Raw genomic sequence first — 16675 nt, 5'->3', positions numbered from 1 at the left:
AATATTTGACGAAAGTATTACTTATCCAACTAATGCAATCTTTTTGAAATTAATAAAACCAGAGAGAGTGTGACCCTTGTCACTCCTGCCCTGCTTTCTAAGCGCTAGATTAGCGCTGCAATAAAACACATAAAATACCCTACAGGAAATACTATGCCTTCATTACTATTACAGTCACTGTTTCCGCTCGTCTTTATAATGTTACTTGGATGGCTAAGTGGAAAGCTGGGATATTCCCGGCGTGAAGATGCAAACGTCATGGCAACCGTGGTGATTCGTTTCGCCCTTCCTTTCCATCTTTTTATTGGTGCATTGCATACCGATCCCAATAAAATTAAGAACCTGACCTTTATGGCCGTTTTGGTTGTCGGTTTAATGGGGTCGTATTTACTGACGTTATTTATTTCGCGCTACATCTTTCGCCACGATATCAAAACCAGCGCCATTCAGTCTCTGGTTTGCGCTTTTCCGGATATGGCCTACTTTGGCGCACCGGTCCTGGCGGTATTGATTGGGCCGGAAGGATTTATCGGCGTGCTGATCGGCAACATTATTACCAGCGTTATCATGATCCCCCTGACTATCGTCCTGATTCGTATGGGTGATAAAAACGGACATGATGGCCTGGAGGCGCTGCACCCGGGCGCGATGATCGTGCAAAACCTCATCAAAGCGGCACGCAATCCTATCGTCTGGATCCCGGTCTCCGGCGTCTTGCTCAGTCTGGCCGGCGTGCAAATCCCTTCTATTCTCAGCATGCCTATTGAGATGGTGGGAAAGGTTTCAGGCGGACTGTCCCTGTTTGCCCTCGGCCTGCTGTTTTACGGTGAACGTCCAAAACTAAACGTGCAGACGTTTACCAATATCAGTATTAAAAACCTTATTCAGCCGGCAATGATGGCCGCCGCAGGAGTCGCCTTTGGCCTGAGCCATACCTTACTGCAGCAGGTCGTCATTATTGGCGCAACACCTTCCGCGATTGCCGCGGGGATGTTTGCCTTACGCAGCGATACCTATATTGATACCGCATCCTCTTCCATATTAATTGGCACTGCCGTCGGGGTCGTGACCGAAGGCATTATGATCTATTTTATTTCTTAATCTGCTTTATATAAAAAATTCAGGAGTTAACCATGTCCCGGAAAGAAGTTCTGTACACCCCCTATAACGGGGCCGTATTGCTGGAAAATCCGCTGCTAAATAAAGGGCTCGCATTTATTAAAGAAGAGCGTGACAATTTTAATCTCCATGGACTATTGCCGCACAACGTTGAAACTATTGAAGAACAAACCGAGCGCGCCTGGGTGCAGTTCTGTCATTTTAAAAGCGATATTTCGCGTCATGTTTACCTGCGTAATATCCAGGACACCAATGAAACGCTCTTTTATAACCTCTTGCGTTCGCATCTGAAAGAGACGTTACCGATTATCTATACCCCGACGGTCGGTGAAGCCTGCGAGCATTTCTCTACGATTTATCGACGCGCGCGCGGCCTGTTTATTTCATGGCCTAACCGCCATCGTATTGATGAGATGCTGCAAAGCTTTTCGCGCAACGACGTTCGCGTGATTGTGGTGACGGACGGGGAACGTATTTTAGGGCTTGGCGATCAGGGTATCGGCGGAATGGGCATACCAATTGGCAAGCTGTCGCTGTATACCGCCTGCGGCGGGATCCATCCGGCCTCTACCCTGCCGATTATGCTGGATGTCGGCACCAATAATCAGCAGCACCTCGACGACCCGATGTACATGGGCTGGCGTCATCCGCGCATCAGCGACGACCAGTACGCTGAGTTTATGGATATGTTTGTCAGCACCGTTAAAGCGCGCTGGCCCAATGTGCTCCTGCAATTTGAAGACTTCGCGCAGAAAAATGCCACCAGGCTGCTCCAGCGCTACCGCGACCAGCTGTGCTGCTTCAATGATGATATCCAAGGCACGGCCGCCGTCACCGCCGGTACGCTGATGGCGGCGGCGCATGCGGCGGGCACGCGCATTCGCGACCAGCGCGTGGTCTTCCTGGGCAGCGGTTCTGCCGGATGCGGGATAGCTGAAAAAATTGTAGCGCTGATGGTGGATGACGGCCTGAGCGAGTCCGAAGCGCGCAGTCGGATCTTTATGGTCGACCGCTTCGGCCTGCTGACCGACGACATGACGAACCTGCTCGATTTCCAGAAAAACCTGCTTACCGCGCGCGACGCCGTTTGCAGCTGGCAGGTAGACGCGAAGAATATTTCTCTGCTGGACGTGGTGAAGAACGCGCATCCTACGGTGATGATCGGCGTTTCAGGCCAGCCGGGGCTGTTCAGCGAAGAGATTGTCAAAGAGATGCATCGCCACTGTCCGCGCCCGATCATCATGCCGCTCTCGAACCCGACCTCGCGGGCGGAAGCCCAGCCGCAGGATCTTATCGCCTGGACTCAGGGTGCCGCACTGGTGGCCACCGGCAGCCCGTTCGCCCCGGTATTCTGGGAGAATGAACACTACGAGATCGCCCAGTGTAACAACGCCTATATTTTCCCGGGCCTGGGGCTGGGCGTGCTGGCCTGCAACGCGCGCCGGGTGACGGAAGAGATGCTGATGGCAGCAAGCCGCAGCCTGGCCGCACAGTCTCCGCTGGTCATCACGGAAAAAGGCGGACTGCTGCCGCCGGTAGATCAGATTGAAACGGTTTCACGCCAGATTGCCGTCGCCGTCGCCCGGGCCGCTATTGAACAGGGCGTGGCTCCGGCGATAGATGATGAGACGCTGATGGCGCGTATTGAGAAGACCTGGTGGCAGGCGGACTATGCGCCGTACCGCAGGTCTGCGCTGTAAGCCTCGAGCCTGCCCTCACTGCACGGTGAGGGCAGGCTCGCTGACTCAGTGCTGGACGCCCGACCGGTCGGAAAGATCGGCGGCGGACAGGATATCAGCCCGTGGTGCCACGCTCTTGCGGCGGGCATACCGGTCAGGCTGACCTTCAGGACGCGTTTTGAAGCGCCGGTGCAGCCACATATACTGTTCTGGCGCCATCCGTACCGCCTGCTCAATCGCCCTGTTCATCTGCGTCGCAACAGATTCTTTATCTCCCCCCTGCAGCGCCTCGCTGATATCCTCCAGAATAATCAGCTCGTAGCCGGTGCCGTCCGCCCTGCGGCGCGGCACAAAAGGAATGACGGCAGGCTTAGCGCTTTTGACCAGCATATAGCTCCCAGCGGTCGTGGCGGCATCCGGCACCGCAAAAAACGGCACAAAGACGCTGTTGGTTTTGCCATAGTCATGGTCCGGGGCGTACCACAAAATCTCATTCTGCTTCAGCGAACGGATCATGCCCTTTAAATCATGACGATCGAGCATGGTTTTATTGGAGCGCAGGCGTCCGCGCGTCTGAAGCCAGTCCAGCAGCGCATTATTGTTGGGACGATACACCCCAATACCGGGGTTAAGCATGCCAAAGATCCGCGCGCCAAGCTCAAGGGTGAGAAAATGCATGCCAACGAGCACCACTCCATTACCCTTTGCCCGCGCCTTTTCCATGTGCTCATACCCCTGCACGGTAAAGCATTTCTTCACCCGCCACGCGGGCCAGAACCATGCCATCCCGGTTTCGATCACCCCCATTCCTACCGATTCAAAATTACGCTGCAGCAGTGACTCGCGTTCATCCTTTTTCATCTCCGGAAAACAGAGCTCCAGGTTACGGCGGGCAATCTCAACGCGGCGCGGAAGCAGGCGCATCGCCAGTCGACCGAGGCCGTGGCCGATTCGGAACAGCAGCGGATAAGGGAGCAGCATGATGAGCCACAGCGCGGCAATGCCGGCCCAGCTTAGCCAGTAACGGGGGTGAAGAAAGGCGAGTGAAAAACGGGGTAATTTTGTCATGAGAAAATTATCCTTTAACGTGTCTGTCCTTAACTGATTCTGTTTGAGATCTTTCCTAAGGATTGATGGGCTGTCAGCCAGAAACATAAAGTGTAACGGATAAGATAAAACGCATTTTTATCGATTTTTGCGAAAAGCGGGAAGACGAGGCGGGGAAAAACCGGGGAGAAGAGTTCCCCCCGGCAGTTGCGCTTACATTGAATAGCCTGGCTTTTTGATTAATTCGTCCAGCTTCGGTCCTATTTCGGTATCCCAGACCTGCGCTTTCCAGTCCTCCTGGTTCACCTGATTCAACGCAACGGACACCGAGCTGTCTTTGCTGTTGAAATGGCGAATAATGACCTCAGCAATATCCTCGGCCAGTGCGGTTTTTTGTTCGTCGTTCAAATCGCGGGGAAAACATTTGATATCTACGTGTGGCATATGCAGGCTTCCAGTTGTGAGTCAGGGCTCCACGTTATCAGATAATACCGTTGGCCTTTAACACCTTGTGCAGTTCCGGCAGCTGGCATACGGTATCTGCGATGGCCGTCAGTTTCGGCGTATTGGCCGCAAACCAGTCATGGCGTGGCCCCCAGGTTCGCGCCACCGCGATATACACGTCCAGCAGCGTCAGCCGTTCACCCAACGCAAACGGGGCGGCCTTGAGCTGAGTTTCGAACCACAAATAGAGGGACTTCCGGTATTCGATGCAGTTTTTCTGCAGCTGTTCCGGCGCGTCCGGCACCCAGCGCTCGGGATAGTCCGCATACGTAAACGTGGGATAGACGTTGGCCACAAACCAGATCAGCAAGCGCTGAAACTGCTGGCGTTCGGCCTGCCCCACGGGCGGCGCAAGATCGGGACATCTGTCGAGCACCATCAGGGCAATTGCCGCCGTTTCGGTCATGATGGCGCCATTTTCCAGCTCCAGCGTGGGGACCTGACACAGCGGGTTGAGCTTTTGCAGCAGCTCACGCTGCGGGCCGGGCTGATCAAATCCGTCCACGTTGATAAATTGATAAGGGATATCAGCCAGGGTTAGCATCACTTCACCGATCGCCGAGCCCCAGCCGGGTACGCCATAGAGTTTAATCATGTTGCCTCCTCCGGGATGAAAACCCTAAGTGTATACCCGTCATACTTCAAGTTGCAGGTGCGTTGGCTGCACTCACTCACCCCAGTCACGTACTTATGTACGCTCCCGGGGATTCGTTCCCTTGCCGCCTTCCTGCAACTCGAATTATTTTGGGTATAGAGCACCATTAGTAGGTTATCCCTGGCGGGTTGACCTCCGACTGCACCACCGCTTCCCCCTGCTCGCCCCAGCGCGCCAGCACCTTCTGGTAATCTCCGCGCTTAATCGCGCCGTCCAGCGCGGCCTGCAGCGCGTACACCAGCTCATTGCCTTTTTTGGTGGTGGTCGCGACATAGGCTTTTTTCGGCCCTAAACCGACGACGCGGGTTTTGCCCGTGAGCGCCGCTTTGTAGGCTGAAACCGACTGAGGGCCAAAGAACACATCCGCCCTGCCGGACTGAATATAGAGATTGCCCGAGGCATCGTCGTGGAGATAGACCGGCAGCGCAGGCGCCCTTCCCGCCTTTTTGTTCTCTTCGTTCCAGCCCAGCAGAATGCGCTCCTGATTCGTACCGGAGCCGACAATCACCTTTTTCCCGGCCAGATCTTCCGCGCTTTTGATTGACTGGATCTCGCTGGTGGATTTCACCGAAAACGCCAGCGAATCGACGCGGTAGGTCGCAAAATCAAACTTCTCTTTACGCTGTTCGGTCACCGCAATGTTCACCAGCGCCACGTCGTAGCGCCCGGAAGCGATCCCCAGCGGCCAGTCTTCCCACGCCGTCGGCACCAGCTTCAGCTTTAGCCCCAGGCTGCCCGCCAGCAGGCGAGCGATATACGGATCGCTGCCAATGCGCGTACGGTTATCGCTGGCCAGCAGCGCCAGCGGCGGCGAATTCAGCGCCGAAACGGCGACCGTCAGCGTACCCGGCTCCACGAATTTGTAATTGGCGGGGATCTTCGCCACGGCCTGCCGATCCACCGTCACCGGCAGCGGCTGCTCGTTGGCTTTCAAATCAATGCTGGCGTGGCTCGCCGTCGTGAAGACCAGCCCCGCCAGAAGTCCATATTTCATTGGCACTCCTTACAAGACTTTGGAGAGGAACTGGCGCGTTCGCGCATGTGACGGACGGTTTAATACCTCGTCACTGCTTCCCTGCTCGACGATTTTTCCGTCGACCATAAACACCACCTGATCCGCCACTTCACGGGCAAAGCCGATCTCGTGGGTCACTACCACCAGAGTGGTGCCGGACCGGGCCAGCTTCTTGATCACGTCTAACACTTCCCCCACCAGCTCCGGATCGAGCGCCGAGGTGGGCTCATCAAACAGCATCACGCGGGGACGCAGCGCCAGCGCGCGGGCAATGGCAATACGCTGCTGCTGACCGCCGGAGAGATGGCGTGACCAGGCATCGGCTTTATCTCGTAGCCCAACCACGTCCAGCAGGCTGTACGCCCTTTCCACCGCCTCTTTTTTGCTGAGCTTTTTATGCGCGATGGGCGCCTCAATCAGGTTTTCCAGCACCGTGAGATGGGGAAAGAGATTGAAGTTCTGGAACACGTAGCCCACGTTGACGCGCTGCTTGAGGATCTCCTTCTCCTTTAGCTCATAGAGCTTATCGCCCTGACGACGATAGCCAATGTAGTCCCCGTCGATCTGGATAAAGCCTTCGTCGACGCGCTCCAGGTGGTTAATGGTGCGCAGCAGCGTCGATTTACCGGAGCCGGACGGCCCGAGGATGACCGTCACGGACCCGGGCGGGATCTCAAGCGAAACGTTGTCGAGCGCCTTATGGCGGCCAAAAAACTTGCTGACGCCGGTAATCGAAATATGTCCTTCAGGAGAGGCTTGCATGGACGGGCTCCTGTGCTGGCGTGGTGGTGACAGAACGGGTGCGACGGACGGCACGGTTCTGGTTAACGGCAGAACGGCGTTCGCTGCGGGCAAGCCCGCGTTCGACGCCATACTGAATAGCGGACAGGACGGTGGTGATCGCCAGGTACCAGGCGGCACCGACCATCAGCAGCGGGATCACCTCCTGCGTGCGGTTGTAGATCATCTGGATGGTATAGAACAGTTCCGGCATCGCCAGGACGTACACCATCGCCGTGCCCTTGGCGAGGCTTATGATTTCATTGAACCCCGACGGCAGAATGGTGCGCAGCGCCTGAGGCAAAATGATGCGCACCGTGCGTCGCCAGGCCGGCAGGCCGAGCGCAGCGGCGGCCTCATACTGGCCGTGATCGACCCCGAGGAATCCGCCGCGAATGATCTCGGCGGTATAGGCGCTCTGCACCAGGGTTAGCCCCACCACGGCGGTAGAAAACTGCCCCAGCACGTTGATGGTTTCAAAGCTGCCCCAGGTGATGCCGGTGAACGGCACGCCGAGCGAGAGCGTGTCGTAGAGATAGGAAAAGTTGTAGAGAACGATCAGCACCACGATCAGCGGCAGCGATCGAAACAGCCAGATGTATCCCCAGGCCAGGCTGCTCAGAAGCCATGACGAGGACAGTCTCGCCAGCGCCAGCATGCCGCCAAACACTACGCTCAGCGCGGTGCCGATCAGCGTCAGCAGCAGGGTCTGCCCGACACCTTCGAGGATCACCGGGTCAAAGAACCAGCGGGCAAACACCGCCCACTCCCATCGCGGGTTAAAGGCCACGGACTGAATCACGACCGCCAGGACAAACAGCGCCACCGCGGCGCCGACGGCCCGCAGCGGATAACGCGCCGGGACCACCTTAATGGTTTCAACGTTGCTCATCGTCGTTCCTCATGCGGTTTTACTGAACGCTTCGCGTACCAGCGTTTTGGTGAAGCGCAGCCGACCGTCAAACGGCGGCTGGCTGTACTCTTCCGGATCGCGGTTCAGATCGAACTGCGCCTGATAGCCCTGGCTGAGATAGAGCCGTACCGCTTCCGGCTGGCGAAAGCCGGTTGTCAGGTAGATTTGGCTATATCCTGCCAGCACCGCCCTGCGCTCAAGCTCCTGCACCACGCGCCCGGCAAGCCCCTGCTGACGCAGGGTTTTGTCCGTCCAGATGCGTTTGATTTCCGCGGTGCGTTCGTCGAAAGGTTTGTACGCGCCGGTGGCGATAATCTTCCCGTCGCGCTCAAGTACAATAAACAGCCCCTGCGGCGCTAAATACCACTCTGTAAGCTCAACTTCCGCGTCTTTGGAGAAGTAGTCCCCGTAGCGGGCGGCATATTCACCGAACAGCCCTTCGATAATGGGCTGAAGCTCGGCGTCTTCCGGTGAAACATCACGAAATCGTTCGCTCATCACGCCTCCTTAATCGCCCAGGCCAGCCGGGTTCACTTCTGACTGAGGAATACGCTCAACGCCTTCCCCCCAGCGGTTCAGCACTTTGTCGTAGTCGCCGTTTTTGATCACGCCGTTCAGCGCGGTTTGCACCGGCTCAACCAGCCCGCTGCCTTTCTTCAGCGTGACCGCGATGTGCGCCGCCTTCGGCCAGCCGCCGTCGACGCTACCCACCAGTTTGGTTTTCCCGTTCAGCGCCGCTTTCCAGGCGCCAATCACGTTCGGGCCAAAGTAGGCATCCGCGCGCCCGGACTGCAGCGCCAGCGTTTGTGCCGCATCGTCTTTGGTGTAGATCGGGGTAAAGGGCTTCAGCCCCTTCTTGAGGTTTTCGGCATTCCAGGCCAGCAGGATGGCCTCCTGGTTGGTGCCGGAGCCGACGATAATCCGCAGCCCGGCGATGTCCTCAGCCTTTTGCAGCGACTTGATCGGGCTGGTTGATTTCACGTAGAACCCGAGGGAATCTTTGCGGTAGGTGGCGAAATCAAACTTCTCTTTACGCTCTTTGGTGACGGTGATGTTGCTGATGGCCGCGTCATATTTCCCGGAGGCCACGCCCAGCGGCCAGTCTTCCCAGGAGGTCGGCACCACGTTCAGCTCCAGCCCCAGGCTGTCAGCGACCAGACGGGCGACGTCCACCTCACTTCCCAGCAGCGTTTTGTTGTCATCGGAAAACACCGTCAGCGGCGGTTGATTGAGGCCCGCCACCGCCACGGTAAATTTCCCCGGCACGGCGAAGCGATAATCTTTCGGCAGCTGTGCCACCGCATCATTGTTTTTAACGGTATTAACCGGCGTTTTATTGGCCTCGATGCTCACGCCGGTGCCGTTAATATTCACATTCTCTGCCCAGACGGCAGGGGTAAAGGCCAGCGCGAGCGCCAGAATAAGCGATGTTTTCTGCATAGCGGTGTTCTCTTTTATTGTTGTGTGAACTGGTTTTTGGGTTCGTCTAAGCCCAGGCTTTCGCGCAGCGTGGTGCCCGGGTAGTCGGTACGGAACAGGCCGCGCGCCTGTAAAACGGGCACCACCTGGTCAACAAAGCGCGGGAAGGTGTCCGGCGTACCACCCTGAATGATGAAGCCGTCTGCGGCATAGCCTTCAAACCAGGCCTGCAGGCCGTCGGCCACCTCTTCCGGCGTACCGGAAAAGCGCGGGCGAGGCGAAGCGGCTTCCAGCGCTACCTGACGCAGGGTTAAGCTGCGCTCGCGGGCGTTACGCTTGATTTCATCGGTGGTGCTGCGAAAGCTGTTTTTGCCTAAGTCGCCGATATCCGGGAACGGCTCGTCGAGCGGATACTGGCTGAAATCGTGATGTTCGAAATAGCGTCCGAGGTAGTTGAGGGCATCGTTAATCGACACCAGCGCCGCCGTGGTTTGATACTGGTTTTCCACGTCGTCGGCGTCTTTACCCACAATCACGCTGACGCCCTGGAAAATATGTAAATCTGACGCGCGGCGTCCGTTACTTTCCAGCTGCTGTTTCACGTCGCGGTAAAACGCTTTCGCCTCGTCGAGGGTCTCGTGATGGGTAAAAATGGCGTCGGCATGTTTCGCCGCCAGCTTTTTCCCGTCGTCCGACGCGCCCGCCTGAAAGACAATAGGTCGTCCCTGTGGCGTTCGACCAATATTCAGCGGGCCAGCGACCTGGAAGAAATCACCGTGGTGGTCCAGGGCATGCAATTTTGCCGGGTCAAAAAACTGACCGCTCTCTTTATTGCGCACAAAGGCGTCGCCTTCCCAGGAATCCCACAGCCCTTTCACCACGTCGAGATACTCATCCGCAATGCGATAGCGCAGCGCATGCTCGGGGTGTTTTTCACGGGAAAAGTTCTTCGCTGACCCTTCCAGCGGCGAAGTCACCACGTTCCAACCCGCGCGACCGTTGCTCAGGTGGTCGAGGCTGGCGAACTGGCGCGCCGTGGTGAAAGGCTCGCTGTAGGAGGTGGATAAGGTTCCCACCAGCCCCAGGCGCGAGGTGATGCTGGCGAGAGCGGATAACACCGTCAGCGGTTCAAAGCGGTTTAAAAAATGCGGGATCGATTTCTCGTTGATATAGAGACCGTCGGCAACGAATAAAAAATCGAGTTTGCCCTCCTCCGCCTTTAACGCCGTCGCTTTGACGAAATCAAAATTGATGCTGGCATCGGCGACGGCCTCAGGGTGACGCCAGGCGGACATATTTCCGGATGCACCATGCAAAATGGTCCCCAGCCGCAGTTGACGATGTGCAGACATATTCACCTCTTAAGAATTAAACGTGTTGCAGAGCTTTTTCCGCAAGCTCTGCAAAATAGCGGGCAGCGGGCTCAATTAGGGCTTCATCCGGATTGAAGGCCGGATGATGTAAACCGTACGGGCTGTTGCTGCCGATGCTGACAAACGCCCCTGGGATCTGCTGCAGATAGACCGCGAAATCTTCCCCGCCCATATGCAGCTCGGCGTGCCGGGTTTCGTAGCCTGCATCTCTGGCGACCGAGGTGGCGAAATCGGCCCAGCGCTCGTCGTTCACCAGTGCGGTGGGCCCGGCATACCAGGTGATATCAATCTGCGCGCTAAAGGCGCTGGCAAACCCGGCGGCGATTTCGCCTACGCGGGCTTTCACATTTTGCTGCACTTCCGTGCGGTGGGTGCGCAGCGTGCCTTCCAGCTCGACGCTTTCCGGCAGCACGTTCCAGGTGTTACCGCCCGCAATGCGCGTCACGCTCAGCACCACCGAATCCAGCGTATTGACGTTGCGGCTGGCGACGCTTTGCAGCGCCGTTACCAGCTGGCTCGCCAGCACGATGGCGTCGTTGCCTTCGTGCGGACGTGCGGCGTGCGCGCCCTTACCGGTAATACGGATCACGAAGCGATCGACGTTGGCATAAAACGGACCGCCGCGGGTAGCGAACTCACCGACCGGCAGGCCGGGCTCGTTATGCATGCCGAAGATGGCGCTGACGTCACGCAGGGCACCGGCCCGCACCATGCTCTTCGCACCGCCAAAGTTCTCTTCGGCAGGCTGAAACAGGATCCGCACCCGGCCGTTAAGCGACGCTTCCCGCTCTTTCAGCTTCAACGCGGCGCCGAGGATCACGCTGGTGTGGATATCGTGCCCGCAGGCATGCATTACGCCTGCACGCTGCGAGCTAAACGGCACGCCGCTGCGCTCTTCAATCGGCAGAGCGTCGATATCCGCGCGCAGCGCAATCAGTTTGTTGCCCGAGCCGATTTCCGCCACCAGTCCGGTAGACAGGTCATAAGGCTGCGGGGTAATCCCGGCATTCGTCAGCCACTGGCGCAGGCGCGTCGTGGTCTCCACTTCCTGGCCGGAGAGCTCCGGGTTCTGGTGCAGCTCGCGACGCCAGGCAATCAGCTGTTCGCCAAAGCTCATACGGTGACCTCCTTGTTAAGACGCGCCTCAGCAAGCAGGCGCAGCGACGCGACGCGCGTTGCTCCCTCCGCTACCGGCGTGTCGATGATAAATTCGTCAATGCCCCACTTTTCATGCAGGGCGTTAAGCTGTTCAAGCACCGACTCAGCCGTCCCGGCCAGCAGCGACTGCGCCCGACGTGCAATGCGCACCGGCTCGCTGCCCGCCTGACGCGCAAAGGCGTAGGCCTGCTCTTCGCTGGCCACGGTGACACGCTGGCCGTTTGCCAGCTCAACGCCCCACACTTCGACCTTCTGCGCCAGGGCTTCCGCCTCTGCCTGCGTCGGCGCAACAATCGCCTGTACCGCCACAATCACGTCCCGCGCGCTGTTCTTACGCCAGGTCGAGACCACCTCGCGCAGCAGGTCAGGGTCACCGTTCAGATGCGCGGCAAACACAAAGTGCCAGCCGAGCCCGGCGGCCAGCAGCGCACTATCGATACTCGCGCCCAGCAGGAAACCCTCTGCAGGCAGCGGCGGCAGCGGCGTGGCGCGAACGGCCTCTTCATGAGACTGATGCTCAGGACGGATCCAGCGATCGAGCTGGGCCAGCTGTTCGGCGAAGCTGCCCTTTTCCTCTTGATTCAGGCCCTGCTGCAGCGCGCGGGTTGAGAGCGGTAAACCGCCGGGGGCTTTCCCGACGCCGAGGTCCACGCGACCGGGCGCCAGCGCGGCCAGCACGTTGAAATTCTCGGCGACTTTATACGGGCTGTAGTGCTGGAGCATCACGCCGCCGGATCCGACGCGGATGCGCGTTGTCTGCCCGAGGATCCAGGCAATCAGCAGCTCCGGCGAGGGGCTGGCAAGGTGGGGAGTGTTGTGGTGTTCGGCAATCCAGAAGCGGTGATAGCCCAGATTTTCTGCCTGCTGCGCCAGCGCCAGCGTACGCGCCAGCGCATCGGCAGCCGTTTCGTTTTCAGCGATGGGGCTTTTATCCAGAATGCTGATTCGCCATGACATGTTGCGTTCTCGTTTGACTTAACATGTCGACATTATTAAAGGCGCATTTCACCACTGAGAAACAATTAATTTACATTTAGTTTGCCGGAAATCAGATATATAAAACCATGCTAAGAATAAGACTTTAAGTCGGCAATCAGCGTTTTCCCCTGCTCGCGCCGGGTAATGCGGATGAAGCGAATATGCCCATACTGCGGGTTTTGCAGATCGGCTTCATAACGCGTGCGGTTGTTACGCCAGGTTTTCATCGTCCAGATGAGAATCGACTCTTTACTAAAGAACGCGCGCCGAAAACTCTCTTTGTTCCCGGTTCCGGGCCAGAGCTCGTGCTTATGCCAGGCCCGTTTGATTGCCCTGATGACGGCCTGCCAGAGGGTGCGGGCAAAGCCATAATCGACCCAAACCACCACGTCGACATTACGCCATTTCACCGGCCGCGTGCGGTTATAGTTGCCGTCAAGCACCCAGTCTGGCGAAGCCTGTAGCGCCTGCTCCAGCTTTTCCTGAAACACATCGTCCGGCGTTCCCTGCCAGTCGGGTCGCCAGTAGAGTCTGTCCATCTCGATATAGGGAATAGCCAGTTCGGTTGCAATCTGCTTCGCCAGCGTGCTTTTTCCGCTCCCGCTGGTTCCGATGACGTTAATTTTCACCTCAGCCTCACTGTAATAACGAAAACTGACCAAATGATAGCGTTTTCATCCTGTTAACGAAACGCTATTTCAGCATGGCAATTTTTCCTGAGAGACGATCTCCCTCTTTCAGTTTGGGTTATGTTGTTTATTTGCAGCGCCGCCCAAAAAACACCCCTGAAAATATTTTCATTTTTATTACATTCGCTAGCATTAACAGATTAAAAATAATGAACGACGGGTATTTCAGGCGGTCTGAATTTCAGAGAGAATATGCAGCAGAGCGTTATATAAAAATAATCATATTAATCTTGCCGGAGCATTTTCCGGGCATTTTTTATTCTTGCACATCATCATGGAGTTACTCATGAGGCGTAACAGTCCCGTTACACAAAACGAGTATTTACTTAACGATGGTTCGACGTTAATGTCGACCACCGATACAAAAAGCCATATTACCTATGCTAATTCCGCTTTTATTGAAGCCAGCGGATATAAAGAAGAACATCTTCTGGGTGAGCCGCATAACCTCATCCGCCATCCCGACATGCCTGCCGAAGCGTTTGGCGACATGTGGTTTACCCTGCAGCAAGGTGAGACCTGGACGGGGCTGGTGAAGAACCGTCGTCATAATGGCGACCACTACTGGGTGCGGGCAAACGTGACGCCGGTCTGGCAGGGTGGATCCCTGACGGGGTATATTTCCGTACGAAATATCCCCGCGCGGGAAGAGATCGCGGCCAGTGAAAAACTGTATGCAAAAGCGCGTAATAACGAATTAAAACATCACCGCTTTTATAAAGGGTTACTGGTTCGGCGCGGTTTATTTTCGTTTATGTCGCTCTTTAAATGTCTCAGCACCAGTAAACGTATACATCTGGGTATTGCGACGACGGCGTTACTCTCCTGCCTGGCGGTGTATTTATTCCCTGATAAACTTGTGCAGTCGGGAAGCCTGGTACTGCTGTTTACTTCCCTGGCTTATTATCTTCATGCGCAGATCGCCCGGCCGGTAAAATCCATTGTGCAGCAGATGCAGCGCGTGGTTTCAGGACGTAAAACGGACTATTACCATTTTGACAGGATCGACGACATCGGGCTGATGATGCGCCTCGTGAATCAATCAGGTTTGAACCTCAATTCGCTGGTCGATGACGTCGGGGCGCAAATCAGCGGGATTGGCACCATCAGCCAGCAGGTCGCGAAAGAAGGCGCGGCGCTGCAGACGCGTTCAGAAGAGACCGCAGACTTTCTGCAGCAAACCGCGTCGGCGGTAGAAGAGATCGCCAGCGCGGTGAAGCAGACGGCAGAAACCGCGAAAGAAGCCACGGAGATGGCGGATCGCACCCGCGACAGCGCCCACTGCGGCGAAGCGATGATGAAAGAGACCATCGGTATGATGCAATCCGTGTCGCAGGATAACAGCCAAATAGTCGATATTATCAGCGTTATCGATCGTATTGCCTTCCAGACCAACATTCTGGCGCTGAATGCAGCCGTGGAAGCGGCGCGCGCAGGTGAAGCCGGGCGCGGCTTTGCCGTGGTGGCGGCCGAGGTGCGCAATCTTGCGCAGCACTCCGCGACTGCGGCGAAAGAGATCAAAGCGCTGATTGAGAAAAACGTCGCCAGCGTCAACGCTGGCGTGGAAAAAGTGGAACAGACCGAAACGCAGCTGACGGTTATGATCGACAACGTGCTGCGGGTCTCCTCCCTGATTAAGGAAATCGGCCACGCCACGCAGGAGCAAACCCAGGCGCTGACGCTCATCAACGCATCCATCTCCCGTATCGGCGCTATGACACACAACAATACGGGGATGGTGGATAACGTCACTCACGCGGCGAATCACCTGACGCAGCGCACCTCGCGCCTGCAGCAGGCGATTGCCGTTTTTGGCGGTTAGCCGTTCGGATACTGCTCGTCGGTGACTTTTTCCAGCCAGGCTACCGGGCTGCCGTTAACGGATTCGGCGATGGCAATATGCGTCATCGCCGTTTGCGCGCTTGCGCCATGCCAGTGCTTTACGCCGGGTGGGATCCAGGCGATATCGCCCTGATTCAATACTTCCGCCGCTTTGCCCCACTCCTGTAACCAGCCGCGCCCCTGCGTCACAATCAGCGTTTGCCCAAGGGGATGCGTATGCCACGCGGTGCGCGCGCCCGGCTCAAAGGTCACGGTTGCCCCGCCGACGCTGGCAGGTTCGCTCGCCTGAAATGGCGCGTCAATGCGGACGGTGCCGGTAAACCAGGCTTCCGGTCCCTTTGCTGAAGGTAATGACCCGCTGCGGATAATTTTCATCTTGTGCTCCTCGTTGTCTGTTGCGTTAACAGTAGCGCAAAGCACTCCGGAGCATTAGCGTGCATAATCAGATAGGAAATATGATTTAAATTCATAAATAGAGGCAATCGCGATGCTAAAAGATAATTTCAACGACCTGCTCTCTTTTATGGTGGTCGCCCGCGAACGCAGCTTTACGCGCGCGGCGGCGCAGCTGGGCGTCTCGCAATCGGCCCTGAGTCATGCCATGCGCAAGCTTGAAGCGCGGCTTGACGTTCGCCTTTTAACCCGCACAACCCGCAGCGTTGTTCCCACCCAGGCGGGTGAGCAGCTCTTTACGCGCTTAAGCCCACATTTGCTGGAGATTGAGCAGGAGCTCGCGGCGCTTCGTAGCGTGCGCAACAAACCCGCAGGTTCTGTTCGCATCGTCGCCGGAGAGCATGCGATGGATGCCGTGCTCTGGCCGGTACTGAAGGCGTTTATGGTGCAGTATCCTGAGATTAACGTCGAAGTGACGGTAGATAACGGCCTGACGGATATCGTGGATGGCCGTTTCGACGCGGGAGTCCGCCTGGGTGAACAGGTGGCAAAAGATATGATTGCGGTACGGATCGCGCCGGATATGCGCATGGCCGTGGTCGGTTCCGCGAATTATCTGGCACGCTTTGGCGTGCCGCAGACGCCGGAGCAGCTCGCTGACCACCGCTGCATCAACATGCGCCTGCCCACGCGAGGCGGACTGTATCACTGGGAATTTGAACGCGACGGGCGCGAGCTTCGCGTTCGGGTTGATGGGCAGCTTACGCTGAGCAGCCTGTCGCAGCGCATCGATGCCGCTGAGAATGGCCTCGGATTAGCCTACGTACCGGAGGCGTCGGTTCTGGAGGCGCTGAGTGACGGACGGCTGATCGGTGTCCTTGAATCGTGGTGCCCTACTTTCGAGGGGTATCATCTTTATTATCCGAGCCGTCGCCAGCACACTACCGCTTTCAGATTACTGTTAGAGGCTCTCCAGAAGTCAAAATCTTGACCACCTGGTAATAATTAAGAAAATCTGATGATTAAATAATCAACCCGCCGAATATTTTGCCTAAAAACTCATCACGATTCAGCGTGTTGTGATCGCCGTCTGCTCTGACCACACGATTTC

Annotated in this window: 15 protein-coding genes and 1 pseudogene; 4 read left to right on the top strand and 12 right to left on the bottom strand. The window is 56.8% G+C overall.

Annotation, left to right across the window (positions count from 1 at the left end; all coding sequences use genetic code 11):
* Positions 1 to 153 precede the first annotated feature (153 nt).
* Both P346_RS20340 and P346_RS20345 read left to right on the top strand, forming a co-directional pair.
* The gene (locus tag P346_RS20340; RefSeq protein WP_032656872.1) at positions 154 to 1101 is read left to right on the top strand and encodes an AEC family transporter; all 948 of its coding nucleotides are present in this window, start codon (positions 154 to 156) and stop codon (positions 1099 to 1101) included.
* Positions 1102 to 1133: 32 nt separating this feature from the next.
* Positions 1134 to 2819: an NAD-dependent malic enzyme gene (locus tag P346_RS20345; RefSeq protein ID WP_032656871.1), complete on the top strand. Its 1686-nt coding sequence runs from the start codon at positions 1134 to 1136 to the stop codon at positions 2817 to 2819.
* 45 nt (positions 2820 to 2864) lie between these two features.
* On the opposite strand, the gene P346_RS20350 is transcribed toward P346_RS20345, so the two are convergent.
* The 11 genes and pseudogenes from P346_RS20350 to P346_RS20405 all read right to left on the bottom strand — a co-directional run bounded on the left by P346_RS20350 (position 2865) and on the right by P346_RS20405 (position 13269).
* A complete protein-coding gene (locus tag P346_RS20350; protein ID WP_032656870.1) occupies positions 2865 to 3866 on the bottom strand; it encodes a Kdo(2)-lipid IV(A) acyltransferase in 1002 nt (333 codons plus the stop codon).
* Positions 3867 to 4058: 192 nt separating this feature from the next.
* Complete coding sequence (gene pptA / locus P346_RS20355) at positions 4059 to 4289, bottom strand: tautomerase PptA (protein WP_023335848.1); 231 nt, start codon at positions 4287 to 4289, stop codon at positions 4059 to 4061.
* 37 nt (positions 4290 to 4326) lie between these two features.
* A complete protein-coding gene (locus P346_RS20360) occupies positions 4327 to 4944 on the bottom strand; it encodes a glutathione S-transferase family protein (protein WP_032656869.1) in 618 nt (205 codons plus the stop codon).
* A gap of 166 nt (positions 4945 to 5110) precedes the next feature.
* On the bottom strand, positions 5111 to 5998 hold the full coding sequence (locus P346_RS20365; protein WP_032656868.1) for a transporter substrate-binding domain-containing protein: 888 nt from the start codon (positions 5996 to 5998) through the stop codon (positions 5111 to 5113).
* A 9-nt stretch (positions 5999 to 6007) separates the two neighbouring features.
* Positions 6008 to 6781: an amino acid ABC transporter ATP-binding protein gene (locus tag P346_RS20370; protein ID WP_023335851.1), complete on the bottom strand. Its 774-nt coding sequence runs from the start codon at positions 6779 to 6781 to the stop codon at positions 6008 to 6010.
* Entirely contained in the window at positions 6765 to 7691 is a 927-nt protein-coding gene (locus P346_RS20375) for an amino acid ABC transporter permease (protein ID WP_032656867.1), read from the bottom strand. Before P346_RS20375 ends, P346_RS20370 begins: the two co-directional genes overlap by 17 nt.
* Before the next feature lie 9 nt (positions 7692 to 7700).
* Positions 7701 to 8210: a GNAT family N-acetyltransferase gene (locus P346_RS20380; protein WP_032656866.1), complete on the bottom strand. Its 510-nt coding sequence runs from the start codon at positions 8208 to 8210 to the stop codon at positions 7701 to 7703.
* Positions 8211 to 8219: 9 nt separating this feature from the next.
* Positions 8220 to 10483 (bottom strand): annotated as a pseudogene (locus tag P346_RS23535) (NtaA/DmoA family FMN-dependent monooxygenase).
* Positions 10484 to 10499: 16 nt separating this feature from the next.
* Positions 10500 to 11621: a M20 peptidase aminoacylase family protein gene (locus P346_RS20395; protein ID WP_032656863.1), complete on the bottom strand. Its 1122-nt coding sequence runs from the start codon at positions 11619 to 11621 to the stop codon at positions 10500 to 10502.
* The gene (locus P346_RS20400) at positions 11618 to 12619 is read right to left on the bottom strand and encodes an LLM class flavin-dependent oxidoreductase (protein ID WP_032656861.1); all 1002 of its coding nucleotides are present in this window, start codon (positions 12617 to 12619) and stop codon (positions 11618 to 11620) included. Before P346_RS20400 ends, P346_RS20395 begins: the two co-directional genes overlap by 4 nt.
* Before the next feature lie 110 nt (positions 12620 to 12729).
* Positions 12730 to 13269, bottom strand: a complete 540-nt coding sequence (locus P346_RS20405) for an AAA family ATPase (RefSeq protein WP_032658294.1) — start codon at positions 13267 to 13269, stop codon at positions 12730 to 12732.
* A gap of 346 nt (positions 13270 to 13615) precedes the next feature.
* Between P346_RS20405 and P346_RS20410 the strand changes: the two genes are divergently transcribed.
* The gene (locus tag P346_RS20410) at positions 13616 to 15151 is read left to right on the top strand and encodes a methyl-accepting chemotaxis protein (RefSeq protein WP_032656859.1); all 1536 of its coding nucleotides are present in this window, start codon (positions 13616 to 13618) and stop codon (positions 15149 to 15151) included.
* Here P346_RS20410 and P346_RS20415 read toward each other — a convergent pair.
* Positions 15148 to 15546 (bottom strand): (R)-mandelonitrile lyase, encoded by a 399-nt coding sequence (locus P346_RS20415; protein WP_032656857.1) that lies wholly within the window; start codon positions 15544 to 15546, stop codon positions 15148 to 15150. The genes P346_RS20410 and P346_RS20415 overlap by 4 nt on opposite strands.
* A gap of 112 nt (positions 15547 to 15658) precedes the next feature.
* Here P346_RS20415 and P346_RS20420 point away from each other — a divergent pair, with 112 nt between their 5' ends.
* Complete coding sequence (locus tag P346_RS20420; protein WP_032656855.1) at positions 15659 to 16555, top strand: LysR family transcriptional regulator; 897 nt, start codon at positions 15659 to 15661, stop codon at positions 16553 to 16555.
* Positions 16556 to 16675: the final 120 nt, after the last annotated feature.

Source organism: Enterobacter sp. DC1, assembly GCF_000568075.1.
Taxonomy (GTDB): Bacteria; Pseudomonadota; Gammaproteobacteria; order Enterobacterales; family Enterobacteriaceae; genus Enterobacter; species Enterobacter asburiae.
Note: the sequence above shows the minus strand (reverse complement) of the source record. Positions and strands in the feature narration are given on the sequence as shown.

Bases quoted from the DNA above. Each gene is read 5' to 3' on its own strand.
- P346_RS20410 (WP_032656859.1), top strand. From the start codon at position 13,616: ATGAGGCGTAACAGTCCCGTTACACAAAACGAGTATTTACTTAACGAT.
- P346_RS20415 (WP_032656857.1), bottom strand. From the start codon at position 15,546: ATGAAAATTATCCGCAGCGGGTCATTACCTTCAGCAAAGGGACCGGAA.
- P346_RS20365 (WP_032656868.1), bottom strand. From the start codon at position 5,998: ATGAAATATGGACTTCTGGCGGGGCTGGTCTTCACGACGGCGAGCCAC.
- P346_RS20400 (WP_032656861.1), bottom strand. From the start codon at position 12,619: ATGTCATGGCGAATCAGCATTCTGGATAAAAGCCCCATCGCTGAAAAC.
- P346_RS20370 (WP_023335851.1), bottom strand. From the start codon at position 6,781: ATGCAAGCCTCTCCTGAAGGACATATTTCGATTACCGGCGTCAGCAAG.
- P346_RS20380 (WP_032656866.1), bottom strand. From the start codon at position 8,210: ATGAGCGAACGATTTCGTGATGTTTCACCGGAAGACGCCGAGCTTCAG.
- P346_RS20350 (WP_032656870.1), bottom strand. From the start codon at position 3,866: ATGACAAAATTACCCCGTTTTTCACTCGCCTTTCTTCACCCCCGTTAC.
- P346_RS20395 (WP_032656863.1), bottom strand. From the start codon at position 11,621: ATGAGCTTTGGCGAACAGCTGATTGCCTGGCGTCGCGAGCTGCACCAG.
- pptA (WP_023335848.1), bottom strand. From the start codon at position 4,289: ATGCCACACGTAGATATCAAATGTTTTCCCCGCGATTTGAACGACGAA.
- P346_RS20375 (WP_032656867.1), bottom strand. From the start codon at position 7,691: ATGAGCAACGTTGAAACCATTAAGGTGGTCCCGGCGCGTTATCCGCTG.
- P346_RS20345 (WP_032656871.1), top strand. From the start codon at position 1,134: ATGTCCCGGAAAGAAGTTCTGTACACCCCCTATAACGGGGCCGTATTG.
- P346_RS20420 (WP_032656855.1), top strand. From the start codon at position 15,659: ATGCTAAAAGATAATTTCAACGACCTGCTCTCTTTTATGGTGGTCGCC.
- P346_RS20360 (WP_032656869.1), bottom strand. From the start codon at position 4,944: ATGATTAAACTCTATGGCGTACCCGGCTGGGGCTCGGCGATCGGTGAA.
- P346_RS20340 (WP_032656872.1), top strand. From the start codon at position 154: ATGCCTTCATTACTATTACAGTCACTGTTTCCGCTCGTCTTTATAATG.